We start from the raw sequence: 24786 nt of genomic DNA on the forward strand, positions 1-24786 counted from the left end.
AAAGGGTCATCATGGACTCCAACGGCATCTCGGATCTCTACGCATCGATCTTCTCCGGCACGACGGGCCTGATCGCCCTCGTCTTCTACGTCCTCGTCGTCATCGGCCTGTGGAAGGTGTTCACGAAGGCCGGCTACCCCGGCATCCTCGCGATCATCCCCATCGTGAACGTCGTCTTCCTCGTCAAGATCGCCGGGATGTCCGGCTGGCTCGCGCTGCTCTATCTGATCCCCATCGTCGGTTTCATCTTCGGGATCATCGTCGCGATCAAGCTCGGCGAGCGGTTCGGCAAGGGCGGGCTCTTCTCGTTCTTCCTGCTCTTCGTCTTCCCCTACATCGGGTATCTGGTCATCGGCTTCGGCGAGTCCCGCTACCGCGCGGTCTGACATGGTGGCGTCTCGACTGCACCTCGTCCGACACGGTGAGGTGCACAATCCGAAGCGCGTGCTCTACGGCCGGCTGCCCGACTACCACCTGAGCAAGGCGGGGCGGGAGATGGCCCAGGCGGCCGCCGATCATGTCGCCTCGCTCGACAGACCGGTGGTAGCGCTGTACTCCTCGCCTCTGGAGCGTGCGCAGGAGTCGGCCGAGCCTTTCGCGACGCGGTTCGACCTGGTGCCCGAGATCGACATCCGCATCATCGAGCCGACCAACGTGTTCGAGGGCACGCAGATGCGCCGTTCGCTGATGAACCCACTCAACTGGTGGCACCTGCGTCAGCCGTCGCTGCCGAGCTGGGGCGAGCCCTACGCGTCGATCGCCGAGCGGATGCTGGGCATGATGGGCGAGGCCTGGCGATCGGTCGACGGCGGTGACCTCGTGATGGTGTCGCACCAGGCGCCGATCTGGATCACCCACCTGCGGGTCGCGGGTCTGCCGCTGCAGCACGATCCCCGCACCCGGCGCTGCGCACTGTCGAGCGTCACCTCTTTCGAACTCGTCGGCGACGTGTGGCGAGAGGTCGCGTACGCCGAACCCGCAGCCACAGGCGGTGCGGTCGACGTCGGGGCGGTCTGACCCTCGGGTCGTTTGCCGCGTCGCGCAGCCGCGCTCAGGGCGCCGTGAGTGACTTCGGCGCCCGGGGCCGTATCAGTGCATCGGGCGGCGCACCCGCACGACCGCGTCGACCAGAGTGACGTCGTGACCGCGCCAGGTGACGGCACGCTCGACGGTGGTGTTCGACTCGATGACCCAGTCGGCGCTGAGGTCGAGGGATGCGACGACCTCGGCGGGAGTGGGGAGCGGCGGAGCGTCCGGATCGTGGTCATGGCCGGAACCCGGAGGGGATGCCGCATGGCCGACGACCAGCAATCGGCCGCCGGGTGCCACCGCCGAAGCCGCCCGACGCAGGATGGCCTCGCGGGGGAACTCGAAGGGGGAGTGCAGGAACGCCGACGTCACGAGGTCGTACTCCTGCGTCGGATGCCACGTGGCGAGGTCGGCCTGCTGCCAGGTCACGCGGTCGGCGAGCCCCTCGCGCGTCGCGTGAAGCGCGGCGACCTCGAGAGCAGCGGCGGAGAGATCGACGGCCGTGACCGTCCACCCGTGTCCCGCGAGCCAGAGCGCGTCGGCGCCCTCGCCGCACCCGAGCTCGAGTGCGCTGCCCGGCGTCAGTCCGGCCACCTGAGCCTCGACGGTCGCATTGACTCGACCGCTCCACATGCGTCCGTCCTCACCGCGGCCGGTGCGATAGCGGTTCTCCCAGAACTCGGACGCGTCGACGTCAGTGCCCGCTGGTTCGTGTGGCATCGCCGTCATGCTTTCCGGGCTTCAGCCAGCGTCGCGGCGGCGGCGGCGACCTCTTCGGCGATGAGCTCACCGTTGACGGTCAGTGCCGCAGTGGCACCGGATCCCATTGCGATCGGCACCAGTGCCCCCGGATTGGCGGAGTTGCCGACGGCCCACACTCCCGCGACGCTCGTGCGGCCGAAGGCATCGACCTCGGTCCACTGCCCCATCGGTGAGTCGACGCGGTCGGCGCCCAGCTGGCGCAGGGGGTCGTCGAGGGGCACGAGTGCGGGCTCGGCGAACACCACGTCGAGCGGCACGACGGTGCCGTCCTCCAGGGCGAGTCCGGTGAGACGGTCCCCGTCGACGGTCACCCGCGAGACGGCTCGATCTTCGAGTCGCACGCCCCGGTGCTCGAGCAGGCGACGGTCGTCAGCGGACAGAGGGCCGGCGAGAGCGGTGAAGACGGTGACGTCGGGGGAGTAGGGGAGGATCATGTGCACCTTGTGCACTCCGCCCGCAGACCCGAGGAGGACGCCTATCGCGCGGCCGGTCGCCTCGTAGCCGTCGCAGTACGGGCAGGCGACGACCCCGCGCCCCCACTGCTCGGCGAGACCCGGGATGTCGGGGAGCACGTCGCGAGAGCCGGTCGCCACGATGAGGCGACGAGCGCTCTCGACCGCGCCGGATTCGGTGACGATCTCGAAAGCGCCGTCGACCGCACGGGTCTCGACGACGTGTGTGCGGCGGATGACTCCGTCGGCGGCCCGCACCTCGCGGTACCCGTCGTTCACGAGATCGATCGGAGAGTATCCGTCGCGACTCAGCACGCCGTGCATGTGCGGCGCGAAACGATTGCGGGGCTGGCCACCGTCGAGGACCAGCACCCGGCGGCGTGCACGCGCGAGGATCAGTGCTGCACTCAGGCCGGCGGCACCTCCTCCGATGATGATGACGTCCCATCGGTCGCCCGACTGAAGCGGGGTCGGGGTGCTGGGTTCGGTGCCGGTTGCTGAGGTGGTCGGGGAATCGCTTGTCATGGTCCCAGAGTCCGCTAGCCTGATCGGATCAGCAACAATCGATGCTGAAACAGCAAGAAGGAGATCGTATGCCAGACGGCACCCTCGCGCTCATCGGCCCCAGGCTGAAAGGGTGGCGGGAGAAGCGCAGCATGACTCTCGCAGAGCTGTCGCGGGTGACGGGCATCTCCTCGAGCACGCTGTCTCGTCTGGAGGCCGGCAAACGCGCTCCGAACCTCGAGCTGGTGATCCCGGTCGCCCGCGCCCTGCGCCTGGAGCTCGACGACCTGGTGCCGCGATCGGCTCCCGATCCGCGTGTCGCGCGCAAGACGAAGCGCGCCGGAGAGGTCTGGTACGAGTCTCTCTCGCCCGAGATGAGCCCGGTCCAGACCTACAAGGTGACGCTTCCCGCGAATCCCGCAGGTGTCGTGGTGACACCTCAGCCGCAGGTCCACGACGGGCAGGAGTGGCTGTACGTGCTGTCGGGTCGCCTGCGACTCGTGCTCGGTGAGCAGGATGTCGTCCTCGGCCCCGGCGAAGCCGCCGATTTCGATACGCGCATCCCCCACTGGCTGGGGGTCGCCGGGGCCGGACCGACGGAGTTCCTGTCGATCTTCAGCAAGGACGGGAAGCGCATCCACCTCCGTGCCCGCACCGCCGGGTCCAGCGTCTAGACAGATCTCGCGTCCGGCCCATGCATAGGAACCCCCGCGTAAACTGGGAATCGTGCCACTCGCCTCGACGGTTCGTCCGATCCGCAGCGGCCGCTCCTCCCGCATCCGGCCTTCTCGCCGCGCGGTCGGTGTCGCGCTCGCCGCGGTACTAGCCATCGGTCTGAGCGCCTGCGCTCCCGATCCCGTGAACGATTCGTTCCTGAGCGGTGACAACCCCGGTTATGTCGCGGCCGACGGAGCGATCGTCGAGATCCCGGTCGCCGAGCGCGGTGAACCCGTCGTCGACTTCGGCGGCGTGACCGAGAACGGCGACGACTTCAGCAGCTCCGAGCTTGCGGGCAAGGTGACGGTCGTCAACTTCTGGTACGCCGGCTGCGCACCGTGTCGCCTCGAGGCGGAAGACCTCGAGAGCGTGTGGCAGGAGCACGGCGGAGACGACGTCGCCTTCCTGGGGATCAACACCCGTGATCAGGCCGACACCGCCAAGGCGTTCTCGGCGGAGTTCGGCGTGACCTACCCGAGTCTCATCGATGTCGACACCGCTGAGGCGAAGCTCGCCTTCGCATCGTCGGTGCCGATCCAGGCGACCCCGACCACTCTCGTGCTCGACAAGCAGGGCCGGGTCGCCGCCCGGATCATCGGGCCGATCGACGGCACCTCGATCCTTTCGACGCTCGTCAAGGACGCGCTCGCGGAGGACTCGTGAGTCTCTCGGGAGCGGCGTGAACCCCGAAGCCATCATCGGATCGGGAGCCCTCTGGCTCGCGATCCCCGTCGCGATGCTCGCCGGCCTCGTCTCCTTCCTGTCGCCGTGCGTGCTGCCGTTGGTGCCCGGCTACCTCGGGTTCCTCGGGGGAGCCGTCGCCCCTCGCCGCGCGGCGAACACCACGGACGGCACCGCCGTCTCGACGGTCGAGGCTCCCGCCCGCAGTCGACTCGTCCTCGGTGTGCTGCTCTTCATCCTGGGTTTCACCCTCGTCTTCATCCTCTACACGGTGCTCAGCGGCACGTTCGGCGTCTTCTTCATCCGCTGGGGTGACCTGATCACTCGCATCCTCGGAGTCTTCATCATCGTCATGGGCCTGATCTTCCTGGGCGCCTTCGGGTTCGCGCAGCGCGAGATCCGATTCCACGTCGACTCCAAGGTGGGCATCATCGGCGCACCGCTGCTGGGAATCGCGCTCGGAATCGGCTGGGCTCCGTGCATGGGGCCGACGCTCGGCGCGATCATCGCTCTCTCGTTCAACGCCGGCGATCCGGTGCGCGCCGGATTCCTCGGCCTCGCCTACTCGCTGGGCCTCGGCATCCCGTTCCTGCTCGTCGCCCTCGGTTTCGGGTGGGCCACGAAGACGGTCGGGTTCCTCCGTCGCCACATCCGCATCGTGAACATCATCGGCGGCGTGCTGCTGATCGTCCTCGGCGTGCTGATGGTGACCGGGCTCTGGACCGACATCATGTCGCGACTCACGGTGGTGATCGGCAGTGTCCCCCTCCCGTTCTGATGAGAACACGACGCATCGGAAGGATGACGTGAGCAGCACAACCGAGAGGTCCAGCGATCCGCTGCGGCCGTCAGACCACGTCGACGGCGAGGAGTCGATCACCCAGCCGCGCCTCGGCTTCGTGGGCTGGCTGCGCTGGGGCTGGCGTCAGCTGACCTCGATGCGCACCGCGCTGATCCTGCTGCTCGTGCTCGCGATCGCCGCGATCCCCGGCTCGATCTTCCCTCAGCGGATGGCCGACCCCAACGGCGTCACGGAGTGGGAGCGCAACAACCCCGATCTGTTCCCGGTGCTCGACTCGCTGAAGCTGTTCGACGTCTATCTGTCGCCGTGGTTCTCGGCGATCTACCTGCTGCTGTTCGCCTCGCTGGTCGGCTGCGTGATCCCGCGCATCCGGCACCACGCCAAGGCGCTGCAGGCGAGGCCGCCCCGCACTCCCGCACGACTGAAGCGGCTCGCCGACTTCCGCGCTGTCGAGCGCGCCTCGACGGACGCGCCCGCCGACGCTGCGACGACGATCGACATCGCGACGAAACAGCTCAAGGCTCTCGGATACCGCGTGGAGCGCTACGACTCGGGGCGCACCTCGTCGGTGTCGGCCGAGCGCGGCTACTGGCGCGAGACCGGCAACCTTCTCTTCCACCTGGCCCTCGTCGGCGTGCTGATCACCGTGGGCGTCGGGGGCGGGTTCGCCTACACCGGCCAGCGAGTGCTGGTCGAGGGTGAGACGTTCGCCAACACGCTGCTCGACTACGACTCGATGAACCGCGGCCGGTTCGTCAGCGACGGCGCCCTCGCGCCGTACTCGATGCGCCTCGACAGCTTCGACGTCACCTACCAGCCCTTCGGCGAGCCCGGCTCCGGTCAGGCGGGCGACTTCTCGGCCAACGTCACAGTGCAGGAGAACGGCGAGGAGCGCACCGGCTCGGTCAAGGTCAACGAGCCTCTCGGCGTCGCCGACGACAACGTCTTCCTGCTCGGCAACGGGTATGCCCCGACGATCACGGTGCGCGACCCCGACGGGGAGGTCGTGTTCACGAACAGCACGCCGTTCCTGCCGCAGGACAACAACATGACCTCTCTCGGTGTCATCAAGATCCCCGACGGGCTCAGCGAGCAGATCGGCCTCGTCGGCTTCTTCTATCCGACAACGGGTGTGCTCGACACCGGTGCGTTCTTCTCGGGCTTCGGCGATCTGACCAACCCGACCCTCACGCTCGACGTGTACACGGGCGATCTGGGCATCAACGAGGGCGTGCCGCGTTCGGTCTACGTGCTCGACACCTCGGACATGACGAAGGTGACCGGACGCACGACCGATCTCGAGTCGATCGAGCTGGCCCCCGGGGACACGGCCGACCTGCCGAACGGACTCGGAACCGTGACCTTCGAAGACGAGTCGCCGGCAGGGGCCACCGACGCCTCGCAGTCGGTCAAGCGCTTCGCCTCGCTGCAGATCCACCGCGACGCGTCGGGGCCGTGGGTTCTCGGCTTCGCGCTCCTCGCGCTCGGCGGACTCATGCTCGCCCTGTTCATCCCTCGGCGCCGAGTGTGGGTCAAGGCGACGGCAGATGGTGGCGTCGTCTCCCTCGAGTATGCGGGTCTCGCACGCGGCGAGGATCCGACTCTCGCCACGGCTGTCGACGACCTCGTCGCCGGTCACGCGCGTCTGATGGACGCGGCGGGAGTGACGACAGCGGTCGAGGCGCCGGAGCCGACCGACATCGACTCCGACCAGGCTGAGACGGCGTCCGAGAACGTCCGCGAGGGTGACCCCGAACGCCCCGCATCCGACACCCCGAAAGTAGACTGACACCATGTTCGATCTCGAAGTGATCTCGCCGATCCTGCTGTGGACGGCGATCGCGATCTACGCTGCGGCCTTCGTGGCCTACGCCTTCGACCTCGCCCGCCGGTCGCAGCTGTCCGCCGATGCGGCGAGCGTGCGGGAGTTCGAACTCGTCGGTGCCGGAGCGAGTGCGCGCGGTGCCAAGGGAGCGAAGGGTGCCTCGGCATCCGACTCCGTGGTCGCCCCGCAGCGTTTCGTGATGGCTCGCATCGGCACCTCGCTCACCGTGCTCGCCTTCATCTTCCACCTCGCCGCCACGCTCACGCGCGGTTTCGCGGCCGGGCGGGTGCCCTGGGCCAACCTCTACGAGTTCGCGATGATGGGCACGCTGCTGATCGTCGCGGTGTTCCTCGCGGTTCTGACGCGCATCGATCTGCGCTTCCTCGGCACGTTCATCACCGGTCTCGTCGTCGTGCTGCTGGGGCTCTCAGCCACGAACTTCTACGTCGAGGTGTCGCCTCTGATGGACCCGCTCAAGAGCGTGTGGCTGGTGATCCACGTCTTCGTGGCATCCCTCGGCACCGCGTTCTTCGCCCTGGCGTTCGCGCTGTCGGTGATCCAGCTGATGCAGTCCCGCCGCGAGCGGCTGATCTCCGAGGGAGCCGAGAAGACCGGTCCAGGCTTCCTGCGCACCTTCCCCGGGTCGGAGCGCCTCGAGAGCATGGCCTACCGCTTCACGATCATCGGGTTCATCCTCTGGACGTTCACCCTCATCGCCGGTTCGATCTGGGCCTATTACGCGTGGAGCCGCTTCTGGGGCTTCGACGTCAAGGAGACGTGGACCTTCGTGATCTGGGTGCTCTACGCGGGGTACATCCACGCTCGTGCGACGCGCGGTTGGCGCGGCAACCCGTCGGCCTGGCTGGCGATCGTGGGCTTCTCGGCCGTGCTGTTCAACTTCACGATCGTCAACGTGTTCTTCAAGGGTCTGCACGCGTATTCGGGCCTCAGCTGAGCGCCCGAGCGGACCTCATCTGAACGAGCGCAGTCCGAACGGGATCACTTCGGAGTGCTCGACGCCGTCTTCGTACCAGACGAGCTCGGCCTCGCTGATGGTCTCGGCGGGGCGCGAGCTGAGCGAGCGACGGGATTTGTGCGACAGCTCGGTCCACGCCGCGGGTGCGAGCGTCTTCGCGTAGATCACCGACAGGTGGAACGTCCAGTCCTCCGTGCTGCGCTCGTCCAATCGACGGAAGTCGGTTGCCTCGAGAGCCTCACTGAGATTCGCGTAGGCCGACACGAGCGACGGGGTTCGTCTCAGGCGCAGGATGACGACCTGCCACGGAGCCGGGAACACGTCGACGGCCTCGGCGACGACCTCGATCGGGCGCTGCGCCACCGCCCATTCGCGGATCAGGGCGAGCAGGTCTTCCCGACGCTCGGGCTCGTGGAATGCGCGGAGCGTGACGTGCTCGGTGTGCGGGTGCGGAGCGTCCATCCGGCCGAGGGCCGACCTCTGCTCTGCCCGGTAGACGTCCGACACCGCTCTCGTCGGGCGCAGCACGAGATACTGCTGCCCCTCGAGTGACTCGAGCTGGGCGGGAGAGGTCATGAACGGGCGACGCATCTTCTGATCGTACGTGCGTGGGGCCGTGTGCGAATACCGCCTGTGCCCCGGCGGGCACGACTTCGGACGTGGACGACGACGCGCCGCGAATCGAGAACGAGTCGCGGCGCGTAGGCGGGTGTGGTCCGAAGCCGTGCCCGCGCGCGGTGCCGGAGAGACGCTCAGGCGGTCGCCAGAGCCGCTCTCACCGACGTCGTGCGACGCAGGGCGACCGCGACGGTCGTCGCGACGAGTGAGAGCACCGCCCACACGATGAGGCCGGCGGCTGCGCCTCCGTTCGCGGCGATCAGTCCGTCGAACGCGGGGGCGGTGGGCAGGGAGGCACCGAGATCCGCGAGCCAGCCGGGCACCGTCGAGATCAGCCCGGTCGCGATCGCCAGCACCCCGACGAGCGTGCTGATCCAGCGACCGATGCCGCCGAAGACGGCGACGAGCGCCTGGTTCACAGCGGCGAAGACGACGCCGGCGAGCACGGCGATACCGGCGAACGCCCACCAGGTCGCGGCATCGTAGCTCGCGACGAACTGCACGATCAGGGAGACCAGCAGGCCCTGAGCGGCGCCGATGGCGGCGACCGGAGCGAAGGCGCGCAGCGCGAGTCCCGCAGATGAGCGTCGCGACGTGAGAGTGCGCGCGGTGTGCGCGCGCATCACGAGGAACGAGGCGAGAGCGCCGAACCACAGCACCACTGCCGTGAGCAGCGGGATCGCGGTCGGACCGAAGATCGTGGCACCATCGGCGCCCTTCGACGCCACAGGGTCGGCGATCACCGAGGCGAGCGAGGTCGACTCGGAGTCGCTGAACGAGGGGAGGGACTCGGATGCCGTGCGCAGGCCCCCGGCGAGATCACCCGTTCCGGTGGCGAGGGTGTCGAGGCCGGTCGCGAGCTCGGAGGCGCCGGTCGCGAGCTCGGTCGTCCCGTCGGACAGCTGAACGGCTCCGGTCGACAGTGCTCGGGCACCGGCAGCGGACTCGTCGAGACCTTGGGACGCCAGCTGGTTCAGGCCGTCCGCGAGGCTCGTCGCGCCGGCGCCTGCGTCACCGAGCTGGGTCGCGAGGGTCGTGAACGCGCCGGGAAGAGTCGCGATCTGCGGTTCGACGGCCGTGAGATACCCCGATGCGGTTCCCGCTGCTTTGGCGGCTGCTCCTGCGTTCGCGGCCTCGGTCGCGAGCTGAGCACACAGCTCTCCCGAGACGGCAGGATCGCAGCTCGCTGCCATCGTGCCAAGCGTCTGCGCGAGGCTCGCGGTCTTCGTCGCGGCGTCGGTCGCGGCATCGGTTCCGGTCGCGACGGCCCCCACGAGCGCGGGCATCTGCCCTGCCTGGGTGTTCAGCTCCGTCGCCCCTGCGGTCAGTCCGGTGCCGATCTGACTCGCGCCGCCCGCAGCCTCGCGGGTCTTCGTCGCGAGCGTGTCGAGCCCGGAGGCGAGCGACGAGGCGCCGTTTCCGAGTTCGGTGGCGCCAGAGGCGAGCTGTGTCGCCCCGTCGGGGATCGCGGCCGCGCCCGTCGCTGCATCGCGTGCACCGGTGGCCAGCTGGGCGGCGCCGTCGGCGGCCTCTCCGATCTGATCGCCGATCGTGGTGAAGCCGACGAGGATGTTCTCGGTGGTGGCCTCCGACAGCAGCGTGCCCATGCTCGAGGCGGCGACATTCGCGATCTGACTCGTGATGAGGTCGTCGGCGACGAGCCCGTCGTCCGGCGTGGTGACCTGGATGGTCGCCTGCTCGGCGTCACCTCCGCCGTCTGAGATCGCCTGCCCTGCCGAGGTCGCGGCGGCCGAGAACTCCTCGGGGATCGTGATGACGGCCTGATATGACCCGTCAGCGAGCCCGTCTGCCGCGTCATCCTCGTTCGAGATCACCCAGGTGAGGTTGGAGTCGAGGTCGTCCGATCCTTCGACGAGTCCTGACGCGAGCTGTCGACCCAGCGGCGTCAGCTGTCCGTCGATCTCCACGGGCTCGTCGAGGTTGACGATCGCGGCGGTCATCGAGTCGAGGCGCTCGGTCGGGTTCTGCAGTGCGGCGACCAGGATGCCGCCCACGGCCGCGGGCAGCAGCACGACGCCGAGGATGGTCAGCCACGTGATGGGCTTGCGCGAGCGGGCGCGTTCGATGGGGAGGGTCATGCGTTCACCTCGGTCGATTCGGTGGTGCCGTCCACGGTGCGGGGCACCGAGGACTCGGGTCGTGTCTGTGCTGCGGGTGCGTCGATATCGATCACGTCGGCGGGCGTGCGGCCGGCGTCTGCGAGGATCTCGAGGCCGATCTCGGCGTCAAGCGCAGTGAGCAGGATCGCGGTCGTGCTGCGGGAGTCCCGCAGTCGTGCGGCGAGCTGATCGCGTTCGGGGCGCGAGAGCCGGTCGGCTGCGTCGATCACCACGAGCGCGGGCCGTCCGCGAAGCGCCTCGGAAAGGTCTGCCGACAGGCTTCCGGCATCCGCGGTCATGACCGCTCCGACATGCGCGCGCACCCATGCCGCGCGTCCTGGAAGCAGATGGCCGGCGACGCGGAGACGTCCGTCGTCGGGAGTCGCACGGCCGGCGATCAACAGCGCCAGGGCACGCAGCGCGCCGGGGGACGAGCCGGTGAGCACAGCGGACCCGCCGGGGGAGAGGCGCAGGTGGAGGCCCGAGATGCCGGCATCCGTCACTGAGAGATCGTCGGCGGCCACGACCGAGTCGTCACCTGGCCATTCCGCCAGGTGACGCTCGCGTTCGACCGCCTCGCCCTCGATGTCGACGCTCGGAAGGATCTTCTCCAGCCACGCGGGGATCTCCCATGCACGCTCGCCGAGAATGGCCATGAGAGCGGGGATCAGCGTCATCCGCACCAGGAACGCGTCGATCGCGATGCCGGCCGCGAGGCCCAGCGCGATGGGCTTGAGCGAGGAGTCGCCTTCGGGTACGAACGCCACGAACACGGCGAACATGATGAGTCCTGCAGCCGTGACGACCTTCGCAGACCCCGTGAAGCCGCTGCGCACGGCTCGCAGCGCCGCGGCGCGACGCGTGGCTCGGTCGGGGCGCTTCCCGTCGGGGTCGTGCACGAAGTCCTCGCGCATGCGCGACACCAGGAAGACCTGGTAGTCCATCGCCAGCCCGAACAGCACACCCATGAGGATGATCGGCATGAAGCTGATGATCGGGCCCACCTTGGCGACGTGCAGGGCATCGGCGAACCAGCCCCACTCGAACACCGCGCCGACGATGCCGAAGGCGGCCACGATCGAGAGCAGGTAGCCTGCGGCGGCGGTGATCGGCACCCAGAGCGAGCGGAACACGATCGTGAGCAGGATCAGCGAGAGACCGATCACGAAGATGCCGAAGGGCAGCAGCGCGTTGCCCAGTTGGTCGGAGATGTCGATGCCGACGGCGGTGAAGCCGGTGACCTTGAGGTCGATCCCGAACTCGTCGAGCCATTCGTCATGATGCGATCGCAGCTCGCGCACCAGGTCGGCCGTCGCGGGGTCGTCGGGTGCCGTCTCGGGGACGATCTGCACGATGCCGGTGTCGGCGGTCTCGTTCGGGGTCGCGAGGGCGACCTCCTTCACTCCGTCGATCTTGGCGACCTCGTCGCCGAGGTCTTCCATCAACGTGAGGGGGTCGGTCGAGGTGACGATCGTGCCCGTGAGGATCATGGGTCCGTTGAAGCCGGGGCCGAACTCCTCGGCCACGAGGTCGTAGCTCTGCCGCGCCTCCGAGTCCTTCGGCAGCACGCCGGCGTTCGGCAGCGCGAGGTTCAGGCTCAGAGCAGGCACCGCGACGATGCCGAGGCCGATCACGACGGCGAGCGACACGAGAATCGGGCGCTTGGTCACGCCGGTCACCCAGCGCTCGCTGAATCGCACACGCGGAGCGGGAGCAGGCTTGCCCTTCTTCGCCTTCGGAGCCTTGCGCGGCCGGCCCGCCACCCGGCCCTTCATGAAGCCCAGGAATGCGGGGGTGAGCGTCACCGCGATCGCGACGGCGACCGCGACGGCGGCGGATGCCGCGATGCCCATGGTCGTCAGGAACGGGATGCCGGCGAAGCCGAGTCCGATCAGTGCGATCAGCACGGTCACACCGGCGAACACCACTGCGGAGCCGGCCGTGCCGACGGCGCGAGCAGTGGACTCCTCGGGGTCGACCCCCTCGCGCACCTGGTCCTGGTGCCTGGCCATGATGAACAGCGCGTAGTCGATGCCGACCGCGAGGCCGAGCATGAGGGCGAGGAGAGGAGTGGTCGACGAGACCGTGGCGAAGGCGGTCGCGGCGAAGATCCCCGCCATCGAGATGCCCACGCCGAGCACCGCGGTGAGCAGCGGGAGCCCTGCGACGACGAACGATCGGAAGGTCACGATCAGCACGAGCAGGGCGATGAGCAGGCCCACCGCCTCGGTCAGTGTGACACCGGGGATGGAAGTGGCGAACAGTTCGCCGCCGAGAGCGGTCTGGGAGCCGTCGGGGAGCTCGTCGGCGAGTTCGGCCACGACGGCGCGCAGGTCGTCCTGGGTCTCGTCCGAGACGTCGGACGCCTGACCGTCGAACTGCAGGCTGATGATGCCCGCGGTCTCGTCGTCGTTGACCATGCCGCTGACCATCTCGTCGAACGGGGACGTCGCAGAGAGCACGGAGTCATCGAGATCGGCGAGCCGGTCGACAGCATCCTCGATGTCGGTCCGATACGCATCATCGGCGATCGAGTCGCCGTCCGCGGCGACCACGATGATCTGCGCGCTGGTTCCGCTGACCTGGGGGAAGGAGCGGTTGAGCTGCTCGAGACCCGCCTGGGATTCGGTCCCCGGGATCGAGAACGAGTTGTCCGTTCCTGCCCCGAGCACGAGCGCGCCGGCGCCGGCGATGCCGAGCGCGAGGAGCCAGGAGACGAGGACGCGCCACGGGTGCCGGTATGACCAGCGGCCGAGCGAGGACAGGAGTGTGGACACGAGGCTCCTCAGGAAATACGGGCCGGATACACAGGTGTATCCAATACATACCTGTATCGTAAGGTGGTCCGAGCCCCGGAGTCTGTGTACGGGGTGTGAGAATGTGAGGCAGGAGGATTCGATGACGACACCCGCCACTCGCAGCCGGGAGAACACGCGAGCCAGGCTTCTCGACGCAGCTGCGCAGGTCTTCGCAGAGGTCGGCCTCGACGGCGCCTCGGTCGAAGCGGTCTGCGACCGCGCCGGGTTCACTCGTGGAGCCTTCTATTCGAACTTCGAGTCCAAGGACGAGCTGTTCCTGATGCTCGCCGGCAGCGTCGGCGAGCAACGCGTCAACGGTGTGCGCGCCCGAGTCGCGGAGATCGCCGCAGAGGGCGGCCTGTCAGAGGGGTGCGATCCGGTCGAGCTCGTTCAGCGCATCATGGATGCCGGCGGCGATGACCGGCTCGGCGTGATGCTGATGAGCGAGATCCGGATCCGCGCCCTGCGCGATCATCAGTTCGGCGCGGCCTACCTCGTGCAGGAGCGCGAGATGGTCTCGAGCATCGCGGTGATCATCACCGACATCGTCTCGGTGAGCTCACTCGAGATGAAGGTTCCGGCCGAGGATGCCGCCCGCATGCTCATGATCCTCTGGGAGGGCATGACCGTTCGCGGTGCGATGGCCGGCCAGGACTCCGATCAGTTGCGGCGCTCCGGCAGCGAAGAGCTGGGCAGGCTCGTGCAGCTGCTGCTCGCCGAGTGACGGACCTGCTCGGCCTGCAGATGAGCGCGGCTCAGCGCGCGGTGAGCGTTTCGTAGCAGCGGCTGAGGCGATCGAGCCACCAGTCGCGACGGTCGTCGTCAGCGGCGAGTCGAGTCAGTGCGGCCGCATCCGGCGTCACACGTCCGGCGGGGATCGAGCCCTCGACCGGCCGCAGGTCGGCGACGTCGTCGAGGAACAGGGATGCGGTGCCGAGCCCGCAGTCGTAGTCGAGCGTCGGCAGGGCGGCGGCGAGCGCCGCCCCCTGCGAGAGCCCGATCGCGGTGTCGAGCGCACTGGAGACGACCACGGGAAGGCCGGCGGCGGTGATGATCTGCAGCGCGTGGGTGATTCCCCCCAGCGGCTGCGCCTTGATCACGAGCAGGTCGGCTGCCTTCTCCCGAGCGACCGCGAGCGGGTCGGACGACTTGCGGATGCTCTCGTCGGCCGCGACCGGGATGCCCATGTACTTCACACGGGTGCGCAGTTCGGCGAGCTCGGGCACCGTCGCGCAGGGCTGCTCGACGTACTCGAGATCGAACTCGTTGAGGGCGTGCACCGCATGCTCGGCCTCGTCGACGTTCCAGGCCCCGTTCGCATCCACGCGGATGCGGCCTTCCGGACCCATCGCCTCTCGCACGGCTCGCACGCGAGCGACGTCGTCCGCCAGCGTCTGGCCCGGCTCAGCGACCTTGACCTTCGCGGTGCGGCACCCGGCGAAGCGGGCCAGCACCTCGGCGACCCGCGCCGCCTCGATGGCGGGGATCGTGGCGTTCACGCCGATGCGCTCGCGCAGGGGCGCCGGCTGCGACCGCCACGCGAAGTCGATCGCCGCGGCGAGCCAGGTCGCTGCTTCGGCATCCTCGTACTCCAGGAACGGGGAGAACTCCGCCCAGCCCTCGGGGCCTTCGAAGAGCAGCGCCTCTCGGGTGTCCACTCCGCGGAAGCGGGTGTGCATCGGAAGCGAGACGACCCTGGCCGAGGCGAGCAGATCTGCGAGCGGTGGGAGCATGTGCTCATTCTGCTCTGTCCGAGCCGCCTCCGGGGATCCGCCGTGCCGACGGAGTCTCCTCAGATCAGACGCTTCTGCAGTTCGCCCAGTCGTTCGCTCGGGCGGAAGCCGAGCAGCGTGTTCACGGCGAGCATGTGCGCATTCGATTCCGCGTTATAGGTGTAGACGGCGCGCGCCTGAGGCGCCTCGCGGTGCAGCATCCGCAGGTTGGCGACCTTGACCGCGATGCCGAGCCGGTGACCTCGGTCGGCCGCACGGACGAGGGTTCCCCACTGATACGCGTTGCCGTCGTCGGTCGACACGACGAGCTGCGAATAGGCGGCGGCGTCGCCGTCCGGCGCGAGCGCGATCGTCCCGAACGAGATGCGCCCCTGCAGCTCGAGCAGCTCCTCGCTCTCGCGGATGCTGTCGACGTCGGGCTTCTGCGGTTCGATGTCGAGCTCGCCGGTCGGCGCCTCGGTCTCGAGCGTCGCGTCGAGGATCGTCCAGCGCTCGACGACGTCGTCGGGGATGCGGCCGACCCAGCTGCGGATCTCGTACTGCGCGATTGCAGCTGCGATATCGCTCTCGATCCGGTCGAGCAGTGCGGGGTCCACAGGCAGGGGCAGCCTGCTCTGCACGTCGCCGAGAGCGAGGCTGTATCCGTGTCGCCTCGCGAACTCGCGGCCGGGGGACCCCGCTCCCTCCGAACCGAGCTCGAAGGGCCACGACGCCGAACCCTGCGCTGTCGTGCGGTCGGATGCCACGGCTTCGCGCTCGAGGAAGGCGAGTGCCTCCGTGCCGATGCCCCGTCGTCTGTGGCGCGGCGGCACGCTGATCGCGAGGTGTGCGACGTGCGTGTTGTCCTTGAGTGGCAGTCCGAGGCTCGCGGATCCGACGACGTCCGCGCCGTCGCGGAGCAGATAGGCGCGCCGGTCGACGACGGCCGATTGCTGCTGCAGCTCGCTGCGGCTCTCCGCCCGAGACCAGACGACGGCATCCGTGCCGCGGTCTGCTCGTTCGGCGGAGGCGTAGCACTCCCACCACGCACGCACCTCGGCGTCGTCGAACGGATCTATCCGGGAGATCTCGATCGTCATTCCCCCCACGGTAGTTGCTCGACCGGAGGGGCCGAGGGCATGCCTCGCGGCTGATGGCCCGTCACATAAATGTGTGATTGACAATGGTGTGTGACACACAGTAATGTGATCGACATGAACGAGACCCTCGACACGCATCTGCAGGAACTGCGCCGCGGCACCGTGGTGCTGGCCTGCCTGCAGCTGCTGCGCACTGCGGGGTACGGCTACGGACTGCTCGAAGACCTCGAGCGCCGCGGCTTCGCCACCGACGCGAACACGCTGTACCCGCTGCTTCGCAGGCTCGAGAAGCAGGAGTACCTCACGAGCGAGTGGAACACCGACGAGGCGCGGCCTCGCAAGTTCTATCGCACCTCGGAAGCCGGCATCCGGCTCGCCGACACTCTCACCGAAGAATGGCGATCGCTGACCGCGGCGATCGCGACCCTCACAGCTGAGGAGCACTGACATGACCACGACAGCCACGCTCACCGAGCGCTACATCAGCGCCACGATCCGCAGCCTCAGGCCCGAGGTGCAGGACGACGTTCGCGCAGAGCTCGAAGCGTCGATCGCGGATGCGATCGACGCGAGACTCGAGCAGGGGGAGACGCCCTCCGCCGCCGAACGCTCCGTCCTCACCGAACTCGGCGACCCCGGCATCCTCGCAGCGGGCTATGCCGACCGCCCGCTGCACCTCATCGGGCCGAAGTACTACCTCGTCTGGTGGCGGCTGTTGAAGCTTCTGCTGATCATCGTTCCGATCTGTGCATTCGGCGGTGTCATGCTCGGGCAGCTCATCGACGGCGCCCCGACGGGCGAGATCATCGGCACGGCCGTGGTGGCGGCTCTCGGTTCCATCGTCCACGTCGGGTTCTGGGTGACGCTCGTGTTCTTCGTCCTCGAGCGCACCGGCGCCGACACCGGAGTGAGGTGGAGCGTCGACCAGCTGCCCGAACCCACGCAGAACGGTGCCGGTCGCGCCGACGCCATCGCCTCGATCGTCTTCCTCGTGCTCGGCGCGGGGGCGGTGTTCTGGGACGCGTTCGTCGGCTTCTTCCCGACCGAGGGCGCTCCGATCGCCCTGCTGAACCCGGCGCTGTGGCCGTGGGGCATCACGTTCCTCCTCGCGCTCTTCGTCGCAGAGGCGTTGTTGGCCGTGGTCGTCTACGCCCAGCGTCGCTGGACGATCGGCACCGCGGTGGTCAACACTGCGCTCGCCGTGGTCTTCGCCGCCTGGTCGCTCACGCTGCTGCTGCACGGAGCGCTGATCAACCCAGAGTTCCTGAGCTTCGTCTTCACCGACAACGGAGTGACCGATGAGACGATGCGCATCCTGACCGTGATCACAGGCTTCGCTCTCGTCGCTTTCCCCCTGTGGGACATCGTCGACGGATGGATCAAGACCGCTCGCGCTCGCCGCAGCTGACCGCAGTACCCAGACGGCGTCGCCTCTTCGGGGCGACGCCGTCTGCGTGTGCAACCCCCGCGGGAATAGGCTGGATGCTGTGACCAGCGCATTCGTCTCAGACCTGTTCGACCCGGACGAATGGGTGCTTGCGCCCGGCGCCGAGGACTACACCGACATCACCGCCCACGTCAGCACGGACGGCGGCGTCGCCCGCATCGCGTTCAATCGCCCAGAGGTGCGCAACGCCTTCCGTCCGCACACGGTCGATGAGCTCTATCGTGCACTCGACGACGCACGGCAGAACCCTCGCATCGGTGCTGTGCTGCTCACGGGCAACGGGCCGAGTCCGAAGGACGGGGGCTGGGCGTTCTGCTCGGGCGGAGACCAGCGCATCCGCGGCCGCGACGGCTACAAGTACTCCGACGACGAGAAGACCGTGCACGACCCCGCGCGGGCCGGTCGCCTGCACATCCTCGAGGTCCAGCGCCTCATCCGCTTCATGCCCAAGGTCGTCATCGCCGTCGTCCCCGGGTGGGCGGCCGGTGGCGGGCACTCGCTGCACGTGGTCTGCGACCTCACGATCGCCTCGGCCGAGGAGGCGCGGTTCAAGCAGACCGATGCCGACGTCGGCAGCTTCGACGCCGGCTACGGCTCGGCATACATGGCGAGGCAGACCGGTCAGAAGTTCGCGCGCGAGGTGTTCTTCCTCGCGGAAGAGTACTCGGCCCAGCGTGCCTACGAGGCGGGGGCCGTGAACCGGGTCGTTCCCCACGCCGAGCTCGAGCGCGAGGCGTTGAAGATGGCGCGCACCGTGCTCACCAAGTCGCCCACGGCGATCCGCATGCTGAAGTTCGCGTTCAACGCGGTCGACGACGGGCTCGTCGGGCAGCAGGTTTTCGCGGGCGAGGCCACGCGTCTCGCCTACGGCACCGACGAGGCGGTCGAGGGCCGAGATTCGTTCCTCGAGAAGCGCGACGCCGACTGGTCGTCGTTCCCCTGGCACTACTGAGCGGATCGAGACGGACATGGTCGCGCTGACGCCGACGGATGCCGAGGATCCGGCCGAACTGCGCGACGCCCTGGCGCGGGCGCTCGACGGCGGGCCGGCACTCGGGTTCGGGATGCTCGGTGATGCACCGACGTGGGTGCCGGACGGCACAGCCGTGGTGATCGCCACCTCCGGCTCGAGCGGCGTTCCCAAACGCGTCGCTCTGAGCGGCGAGGCGCTGCGCGCGAGTGTCGAAGCCACGGCGGCGAGGGTCGGCGGCGGACGCTGGCTGCTCGCCCTCCCGGCCGGATACGTGGCCGGGCTCCAGGTGGTCGTGAGGTCTCTGATCGCCGGCACGCACCCGGTCGCGTTGAGCGGTCGCTTCTCACCGGAGTCCTTCGCCGATGCGACGCTGTCGATGCTCCGACCCTCTCCCGGGACATCCCTATCGATCCCCGAGCTGTACACATCCCTCGTGCCGGCACAGCTGTCGACGCTGCTCGATGCCGCGGATGACGCGCCCGTCCGGGCCGCGCTGCGGGCGTACCGCGCGATCCTGGTCGGGGGGCAGGCGCTGCCGGTGCCGCTGCGGGAGCGTGCCGCCGATCTCGGCGTCCGGCTCGTCCGCACGTACGGTTCCACCGAGACCAGCGGAGGGTGCGTGTACGACGGCGTTCCCCTCGACACGGTCGCCGTGCGCATGGTGGACGGCGAGCTGCGTATCGCCGGGCCGATGCTCGCTGACGGCTACCTCGGTGACGGGGAGCTGACGGCGAAGAACTTCTCGCGTGACGAACACGGCATCCGCTGGTATCACACAGGCGATCTCGGGCTCTTGGACGACGGCGTGGTGCGGGTGCACGGTCGTGCCGACAACGTGATCGTCTCGGGCGGCATCAACATCTCTCTCGACCGCGTCGAGCGTGTGGTTCGCGGCGTACCAGGACTCACGGGTGCCGTGGTCGTCGGTGTGCCGGACGAACGATGGGGCGAGGCCTCGGTCATCGTCGCGCCCCGGGGCGAGGCGCTGCGGCGCAGCGAGGCCGAGCAGCTCGCGCACGCGCGGGAGATGGTCGCCGACGAGCTCGGCAAGCATGCGCGCCCCGTGCGGCTGATCATGGTCGACGAGCTCGCCGTGCTGGCCTCCGGCAAGCCGGATCGCGAGACGATCCGGCGGGCCGTCCTCGAGCTGCACTGACGGTCGATTCCGTTCTGCAAGAGGTTTCTTGCCAGACTGAGTCATGGCCACCTACACGCACGGACATCACGAGACCGTTCTCCGGTCGCACAGCAGCCGCGACATCTCGAACTCCGCCGAGTACCTCCGCCCGCACCTGGCCGAGACCACCAGGCTTCTCGACGTCGGAGCCGGGCCCGGCAGCATCACGGTCGACTTCGCAGTGATCGTCGCCCACGTGACGGCGACCGAGATCGATGAGAACGCGCTCTCACTGTCGCGCGATCTCGCGTCGAGCAAGGGGCTGCACAACCTCGACTTCGCGGTTGAAGACGTGCATGCGCTGAGCTTCGCCGACGACACCTTCGATGTCGTGCACGCGCACCAGGTGCTGCAGCACGTCGGTGATCCCGTGCAGGCGCTTCGCGAGATGCGCCGTGTGACGGCGCCGGGGGGTGTGGTGGCGGCACGCGACGCCGACTACGCGGGCTTCATCTGGTTCCCCATGCTGCCCGAGCTCGACCGATGGCTCGATCTCTACCGGCGGGCGGCACGAGCCAACGGTGGAGAGCCCGACGCCGGACGACGTCTGCTCGCCTGGGCACGCGCGGCCGGGTTCGACGACGTGACCGCGACGACCTCCAACTGGACCTACGCGACTCCCGAGGATCGCGCATGGTGGGGTGGCATGTGGGCAGACCGCATCCTCGAGTCGGCGCTCGCCCGGCAGTTGGTCGACAGCGACATGGCGACGTCGAGCGACCTCCAGGCGATCAGCGATGCCTGGAAGCGCTGGGCCGACGACGGTGACGGGTGGTACCTCGTGCCGCACGGCGAGATCATCGCCCGCGCCTGACACGCGCCGCGGATACATCTGCAGGCGGATGCGAGGCGGATGCCGTGCCGCGTAGCGTGGGGGAGTGATCCGCCCGCTCTCCCGTACGGCGCTCGTGCTCGACATCGTCGGGGCGGCGCTGCTCTTCGTCATCCTCACGCCTTTCTCGGTCGTGTTCTACGGTCCGGGGACGATCGGCCAGGGAGTCGACGGTGCTGCGGTCGCGGCGGTCGTGATCGCGGGCATCCTGATGTTCGGCGGCGTCGCGATCGGCAGGCTCGCTCCCGGGCTCGCGCTCGCCGCGGCCTGGGCGGGGGCGATCGTGCAGATGCTCTCCGGATTCGGGCCGCTGCCGATCGACGTCGCCATCCTCCTCGTGCTCTATGCGACTGCCGCCTGGGGGTCGCGGGTCGTGTTGTGGTGGGGATTCGGCTCGGCGCTATTCGGGGCTTTGGTATCGGCGGTCTACCTGGTGGTCGTCACCGGTGTGACCTCCGGAACCAGCGGCTGGGATCAGCTGACCACCGGCACTCTGCTTCTCGTCGTCTCGGTGCTCGCTCTCGGCTTCGCGTGGGTCTGCGGCCTGCTGTGGCGCGTCATCCTCCGCGCTCGGCGCACACGATCCGCGCAGTTGGAGGCGGAGTCGCTCGCGGCTGAGGAGCAGGAGCGCGTGCGAATCGCCCGCGACATGCACGACATCGTCGCGCACTCGCTCGCCGTGGTGATCGCCCAGGCCGACGGCGCCAGGTATGCAGCCGCCGCGAAGCCCGAGATGGCCACCGAGGCGCTGGGCACCATCGCCCAGACCGCTCGCAGTGCCCTGAGCGACGTGCGCCTGCTGCTCACCCAGCTGCGCCACCGACAGGGTGACGGCCCCCAGCCGACGCTGGCAGACCTCGAAGCGCTGTTCGCGCAGGTTCGTCAGGCGGGCGTCGAGCCCCGCATCACCGTCGATCCGATGCCACCGGGGGAGCCGCCGGGGGCGATCCAGCTCGCGGTGTACCGGATCCTGCAGGAGGCGCTCACCAATGCCATCCGACACGGCGACGGGGCGGTCGATGTGCACCTCGCCTGGCTTCCTGATCGCGTCGACATCCAGGTGCGCAACACCGTGGGCGGCGAGCAGCCGCAGATCGGCGCCGGCCACGGAGTGATCGGCATGCGCGAACGCGCGCAGCTCGTGGGCGGTAGCCTTCAGGCGGAGCGTCAGGGCGCACAGTTCGTCGTCGCCGCCTCGCTCCCGATCGGAGAAGTCGCATGATCAGGGTCGTCCTCGTCGATGATCAGGCGCTGTTCCGCGCCGGGGTCCGCATGCTGCTCGCCTCGCAACCCGACCTCGACGTGGTCGGCGAAGCGGGCGACGGCCGAGAGGGCGTCTCCCTCGTGCACGCGACCCGACCGGATGTGGTGCTGATGGACATCAGGATGCCGGTCATGGACGGCTTGGCCGCGACCGCCGAGATCCTCGCTCAGCCCGACCCTCCCCGCATCGTGATGCTGACCACCTTCGACCTCGACGAGGCAGCCGCTCGCGCCATCCGCCAGGGGGCCAGCGGGTTCCTTCTCAAGGACGCCGACCCCGAGTTCCTCCTCGCGGCGATCCGCACCGTCCACTCCGGTTCGAGCGTGATCGCCGCCTCGGCCACGCGTGAGCTGTTCGAGCACTTCGCCGAGGCGCCGAAACCGGTGCCCGTGCAGTTCTCGGCGCTGACCGACCGTGAGCGCGAGATCTTCGCGCTCGCAGCCAGGGGGCTGTCGAACTCCGAGATCGCCGCTCGCGAATACCTCAGCGAGGCGACCGTGAAGACCCACATCAGCCGCATTCTGACGAAGCTCTCCCTGCGCGACCGCGTGCAGCTCGTGGTCTTCGCCTTCGAACACGGGCTCGCCTGACCTCACTGCGCGCCGCGGGATCATCCTTGCGATGTAGACGGATGCGCCGTCAGGGCGACGCGGTGGCACACCCGCCGTCCGTAGCGTCGAAGGCATGGAGATCACGACCACCGACCTCGGGCTCGCAGCCCGCGTCCAGCACCTCACGAAGACCTACGGCGCCGGCGAGGGCACCGTCCACGCGCTGGACGACGTCAGCGTCGGCATCCGCCGCGGGCAGTTCACCGCCATCATGGGTCCGTCCGGTTCGGGAAAGTCCACGCTCATGCACATCATGGCCGGCCTCGACACCCCGACGCAGGGGAGGAGCTGGATCGGCGACACCGAGATCACGGAACTCGGAGATCTCGACCTGACTATCCTTCGCCGGCGTCGAGTCGGATTCATCTTCCAGGCGTTCAACCTCGTGCCGACGCTCACTGCCCTCGGCAACATCATGTTGCCGTTCGAGCTCGACGGACGCCGACCGAGCGCGATCGAGAAGGCGCGCATCGATGGATTGATCGAGACCCTCGGGCTCGGCTCACGGCTGCAGCACCGACCGCATCAGCTGTCGGGCGGCCAGCAGCAGCGCGTCGCGATCGCCCGTGCGCTCGCCACGGCACCCGACCTGGTCTTCGCCGATGAGCCGACCGGAAACCTCGACTCGAAGACCGGACGCGAGGTGCTGCAGCTGCTCGCGACCGCGAGCCGCGAGCACGGGCAGTCGATCGCGATGGTCACGCACGACGCGATCGCGGCGAGCTACGCCGACCGGGTGCTGTTCCTCGGCGACGGGCGGATCGTCGCCGATCACCCGCGTCAGAGCGCTGAGCAGATCTCGGCCTACATGCTCGCCGCCGAGGTCGCGGCATGAGCGCCGTCATCGACTCCCCGACCCGCACGGTCGTCGCGCAGACCTCCGCGACCGGTCCGCGCCTGGCCTGGCTGCGCGACCGAGGGATGGGTGCCAGCGTCCTCGTCGCGACGCTCTCGGCGGCCTTCGGAGTGGTGCTGGTCGAGACCGCGGCCTACCTCGGAGCGGTGCTGCAGGCCGACCCGTTCATCGGCGACAGCGAGACCCTCGCATTCGTGGTCGGGCTGCTCTCGGTACTCCTCACGGGCGTCGCGATGTACGTCGCGGCGATCGTCACCGCCAACACCTTCTCGACGATCATCGCCGGGCGCACGCGTCAGATCGCACTGATGCGCCTCATCGGCGCGACCGCACGGTCGCAGCGCGCGGAGGTCGGCAGGCAGGGCCTCGTTGTCGGCGCGATCGGTGCGGCACTGGGCCTACTCGCGGGTCTCGCGATCGCGGCTGTCGGCGTACAGATCGGATCCGGACTGATCGAGAACCTGCCGACCGGGTTCACCCTCGCCCAGCCGTTCATCGCCCTGCCCGTGATCGGCGTCGCTCTCACCACCTGGGCTGCAGCCTGGGCGGGATCCAGACGCGTGCTCACCGTCACACCGCTGCAGGCGATCGGCGGCTCGGTCGAGCGCAGCCACGAAGAGATGTCGCGCCCCGGGCGTCACATCGGCGCATGGGTGCTGCTGGTCGCCGGCACCGCCCTGCTGGCGGCAGGCGTCGCCGTGGGTCTCGCGCATCCGCTCGGGGTGGTCGTGGCCTTCTTCGGCGGGCTGCTGTCGTTCACGGGACTCGCGCTCGGATCGGTGCTCTTCATGCCACCCGTGCTGCGACTGGTCGGGCGGATGTTCGGATCGAGCGCCACCGCACGGCTCGCGGCCGAGAATGCTCTGCGCTATCCGGAGCGCTCGTCGCGCATGGCGATCGGTGTGGTGATGGGGGTCACGCTCGTCACGATGTTCGCCGTCGCGCTCGAATCGGTCAAGCAGATGCTGATCGGTCAGGTAGAGGGCGAGACGCCCGCCGAGTTCTTCACACCGTTCGACGCCTTCGCGTCGGTGATGATGGTGCTCGTCGCCGTGACGGCGGTGATCGCCGCGGTCGGCCTGGTCAACCTGCTGACCATCGGCGTCGTGCAGCGTCGCCGCGAGCTCGGGCTCCTCCGCTCGATCGGACTGTCCAACGGGCAGGTGCGTCGCATGGTGCTGCTGGAGGCCGCGCACATCACGGTGGCCGCGACGCTGACCGGGTTGATCCTGGGCATTGCTTACGGATGGATCGCGGCGCAGTCTCTGCTCGGATCCGTGCCGACCCTGCCCGACTTCGAGCCCGCAGGGCTCGTGGCGCCTCACGTGCCGTGGCTGCCCGTCGTCATCATCGTCGCGGCGACCGCTGTGCTGACCCTGGTCGCCGCTGCGACGCCGACCCGTCTCGCCACCCGGGTCGCTCCGGTCGACGCACTCGCCGCAAACTGACGGCGGCCGTGCGCCCAGAACGCCCCGTGACCCAATCGGTCATCGGGGCGTTCTGGCGCATCCGGTCGTTCTAGGCTGGACG

24 protein-coding genes are annotated in these 24786 nt (G+C 68.8%); 17 read left to right on the forward strand and 7 right to left on the reverse strand.

Annotated features, from left to right (window positions below):
* Positions 1-11: 11 nt before the first annotated feature.
* Positions 12-386, forward strand: a complete 375-nt coding sequence (locus FIV50_RS03900; protein ID WP_140036286.1) for a DUF5684 domain-containing protein — start codon at positions 12-14, stop codon at positions 384-386.
* 1 nt (position 387) lies between these two features.
* The gene (locus FIV50_RS03905) at positions 388-1017 is read left to right on the forward strand and encodes a histidine phosphatase family protein (RefSeq protein WP_140036287.1); all 630 of its coding nucleotides are present in this window, start codon (positions 388-390) and stop codon (positions 1015-1017) included.
* A 72-nt stretch (positions 1018-1089) separates the two neighbouring features.
* Here FIV50_RS03905 and FIV50_RS03910 read toward each other — a convergent pair whose 3' ends face one another.
* Positions 1090-1749 (reverse strand): SAM-dependent methyltransferase, encoded by a 660-nt coding sequence (locus tag FIV50_RS03910; RefSeq protein ID WP_140036288.1) that lies wholly within the window; start codon positions 1747-1749, stop codon positions 1090-1092.
* A 5-nt stretch (positions 1750-1754) separates the two neighbouring features.
* The gene (locus FIV50_RS03915; protein WP_140036289.1) at positions 1755-2768 is read right to left on the reverse strand and encodes an NAD(P)/FAD-dependent oxidoreductase; all 1014 of its coding nucleotides are present in this window, start codon (positions 2766-2768) and stop codon (positions 1755-1757) included.
* A 68-nt stretch (positions 2769-2836) separates the two neighbouring features.
* Between FIV50_RS03915 and FIV50_RS03920 the strand changes: the two genes are divergently transcribed.
* From FIV50_RS03920 to ccsB, 5 genes are read left to right on the forward strand one after another with little or no spacing between them, the layout of a single operon-like run.
* Positions 2837-3421: a helix-turn-helix domain-containing protein gene (locus FIV50_RS03920; protein ID WP_140036290.1), complete on the forward strand. Its 585-nt coding sequence runs from the start codon at positions 2837-2839 to the stop codon at positions 3419-3421.
* 52 nt (positions 3422-3473) lie between these two features.
* Positions 3474-4127, forward strand: a complete 654-nt coding sequence (locus FIV50_RS03925; RefSeq protein WP_140036291.1) for a TlpA family protein disulfide reductase — start codon at positions 3474-3476, stop codon at positions 4125-4127.
* A 16-nt stretch (positions 4128-4143) separates the two neighbouring features.
* On the forward strand, positions 4144-4923 hold the full coding sequence (locus FIV50_RS03930) for a cytochrome c biogenesis CcdA family protein (protein ID WP_140036292.1): 780 nt from the start codon (positions 4144-4146) through the stop codon (positions 4921-4923).
* A gap of 28 nt (positions 4924-4951) precedes the next feature.
* Positions 4952-6736 (forward strand): cytochrome c biogenesis protein ResB, encoded by a 1785-nt coding sequence (gene resB, locus FIV50_RS03935; protein WP_140036293.1) that lies wholly within the window; start codon positions 4952-4954, stop codon positions 6734-6736.
* Positions 6737-6740: 4 nt separating this feature from the next.
* Positions 6741-7727 (forward strand): c-type cytochrome biogenesis protein CcsB, encoded by a 987-nt coding sequence (ccsB, locus tag FIV50_RS03940; RefSeq protein WP_140036294.1) that lies wholly within the window; start codon positions 6741-6743, stop codon positions 7725-7727.
* Positions 7728-7742: 15 nt separating this feature from the next.
* On the opposite strand, the gene FIV50_RS03945 is transcribed toward ccsB, so the two are convergent.
* The 3 genes from FIV50_RS03945 to FIV50_RS03955 all read right to left on the reverse strand — a co-directional run bounded on the left by FIV50_RS03945 (position 7743) and on the right by FIV50_RS03955 (position 13263).
* Positions 7743-8339, reverse strand: coding sequence for a 2'-5' RNA ligase family protein (locus tag FIV50_RS03945; RefSeq protein WP_258184404.1), 597 nt, complete (start codon positions 8337-8339; stop codon positions 7743-7745).
* Positions 8340-8500: 161 nt separating this feature from the next.
* Positions 8501-10465: a YhgE/Pip domain-containing protein gene (locus FIV50_RS03950; RefSeq protein WP_140036295.1), complete on the reverse strand. Its 1965-nt coding sequence runs from the start codon at positions 10463-10465 to the stop codon at positions 8501-8503.
* On the reverse strand, positions 10462-13263 hold the full coding sequence (locus FIV50_RS03955) for an MMPL family transporter (protein WP_140036296.1): 2802 nt from the start codon (positions 13261-13263) through the stop codon (positions 10462-10464). The genes FIV50_RS03950 and FIV50_RS03955 overlap by 4 nt, the downstream gene beginning before the upstream one ends.
* A 121-nt stretch (positions 13264-13384) precedes the next feature.
* Between FIV50_RS03955 and FIV50_RS03960 the strand changes: the two genes are divergently transcribed.
* Complete coding sequence (locus tag FIV50_RS03960) at positions 13385-14008, forward strand: TetR/AcrR family transcriptional regulator (RefSeq protein ID WP_140036297.1); 624 nt, start codon at positions 13385-13387, stop codon at positions 14006-14008.
* A gap of 31 nt (positions 14009-14039) precedes the next feature.
* Here FIV50_RS03960 and FIV50_RS03965 read toward each other — a convergent pair whose 3' ends face one another.
* Positions 14040-15017, reverse strand: a complete 978-nt coding sequence (locus FIV50_RS03965) for an o-succinylbenzoate synthase (RefSeq protein ID WP_140036298.1) — start codon at positions 15015-15017, stop codon at positions 14040-14042.
* Between the two features lie 59 nt (positions 15018-15076).
* Positions 15077-16096 carry a GNAT family N-acetyltransferase gene (locus FIV50_RS03970; protein WP_140036299.1) on the reverse strand — a complete coding sequence of 340 codons (1020 nt, stop codon included), beginning with the start codon at positions 16094-16096 and terminating at the stop codon, positions 15077-15079.
* 114 nt (positions 16097-16210) lie between these two features.
* Between FIV50_RS03970 and FIV50_RS03975 the strand changes: the two genes are divergently transcribed.
* The 9 genes from FIV50_RS03975 to FIV50_RS04015 all read left to right on the forward strand — a co-directional run bounded on the left by FIV50_RS03975 (position 16211) and on the right by FIV50_RS04015 (position 24704).
* Positions 16211-16543 carry a PadR family transcriptional regulator gene (locus tag FIV50_RS03975; RefSeq protein WP_140036300.1) on the forward strand — a complete coding sequence of 111 codons (333 nt, stop codon included), beginning with the start codon at positions 16211-16213 and terminating at the stop codon, positions 16541-16543.
* Position 16544: 1 nt separating this feature from the next.
* Positions 16545-17504, forward strand: coding sequence for a permease prefix domain 1-containing protein (locus FIV50_RS03980; protein ID WP_140036301.1), 960 nt, complete (start codon positions 16545-16547; stop codon positions 17502-17504).
* Positions 17505-17583: 79 nt separating this feature from the next.
* Positions 17584-18495, forward strand: coding sequence for a 1,4-dihydroxy-2-naphthoyl-CoA synthase (locus FIV50_RS03985; RefSeq protein WP_140036302.1), 912 nt, complete (start codon positions 17584-17586; stop codon positions 18493-18495).
* Positions 18496-18511: 16 nt separating this feature from the next.
* On the forward strand, positions 18512-19672 hold the full coding sequence (locus FIV50_RS03990) for an AMP-binding protein (protein ID WP_140036303.1): 1161 nt from the start codon (positions 18512-18514) through the stop codon (positions 19670-19672).
* A 43-nt stretch (positions 19673-19715) separates the two neighbouring features.
* Positions 19716-20507 carry a class I SAM-dependent methyltransferase gene (locus FIV50_RS03995; RefSeq protein WP_140036304.1) on the forward strand — a complete coding sequence of 264 codons (792 nt, stop codon included), beginning with the start codon at positions 19716-19718 and terminating at the stop codon, positions 20505-20507.
* Between the two features lie 64 nt (positions 20508-20571).
* Positions 20572-21747: a sensor histidine kinase gene (locus FIV50_RS04000; protein ID WP_140036305.1), complete on the forward strand. Its 1176-nt coding sequence runs from the start codon at positions 20572-20574 to the stop codon at positions 21745-21747.
* Positions 21744-22379 (forward strand): response regulator, encoded by a 636-nt coding sequence (locus FIV50_RS04005; RefSeq protein WP_140036306.1) that lies wholly within the window; start codon positions 21744-21746, stop codon positions 22377-22379. The genes FIV50_RS04000 and FIV50_RS04005 overlap by 4 nt, the downstream gene beginning before the upstream one ends.
* Positions 22380-22473: 94 nt before the next feature.
* The gene (locus FIV50_RS04010; protein ID WP_140036307.1) at positions 22474-23235 is read left to right on the forward strand and encodes an ABC transporter ATP-binding protein; all 762 of its coding nucleotides are present in this window, start codon (positions 22474-22476) and stop codon (positions 23233-23235) included.
* Positions 23232-24704 (forward strand): ABC transporter permease, encoded by a 1473-nt coding sequence (locus FIV50_RS04015; protein WP_140036308.1) that lies wholly within the window; start codon positions 23232-23234, stop codon positions 24702-24704. The genes FIV50_RS04010 and FIV50_RS04015 overlap by 4 nt, the downstream gene beginning before the upstream one ends.
* The last annotated feature ends 82 nt before the right edge of the window (positions 24705-24786 follow it).

It is taken from the genome of Microbacterium foliorum, from assembly GCF_006385575.1.
In the GTDB taxonomy this organism is placed as follows: Bacteria; Actinomycetota; Actinomycetes; order Actinomycetales; family Microbacteriaceae; genus Microbacterium; species Microbacterium foliorum_B.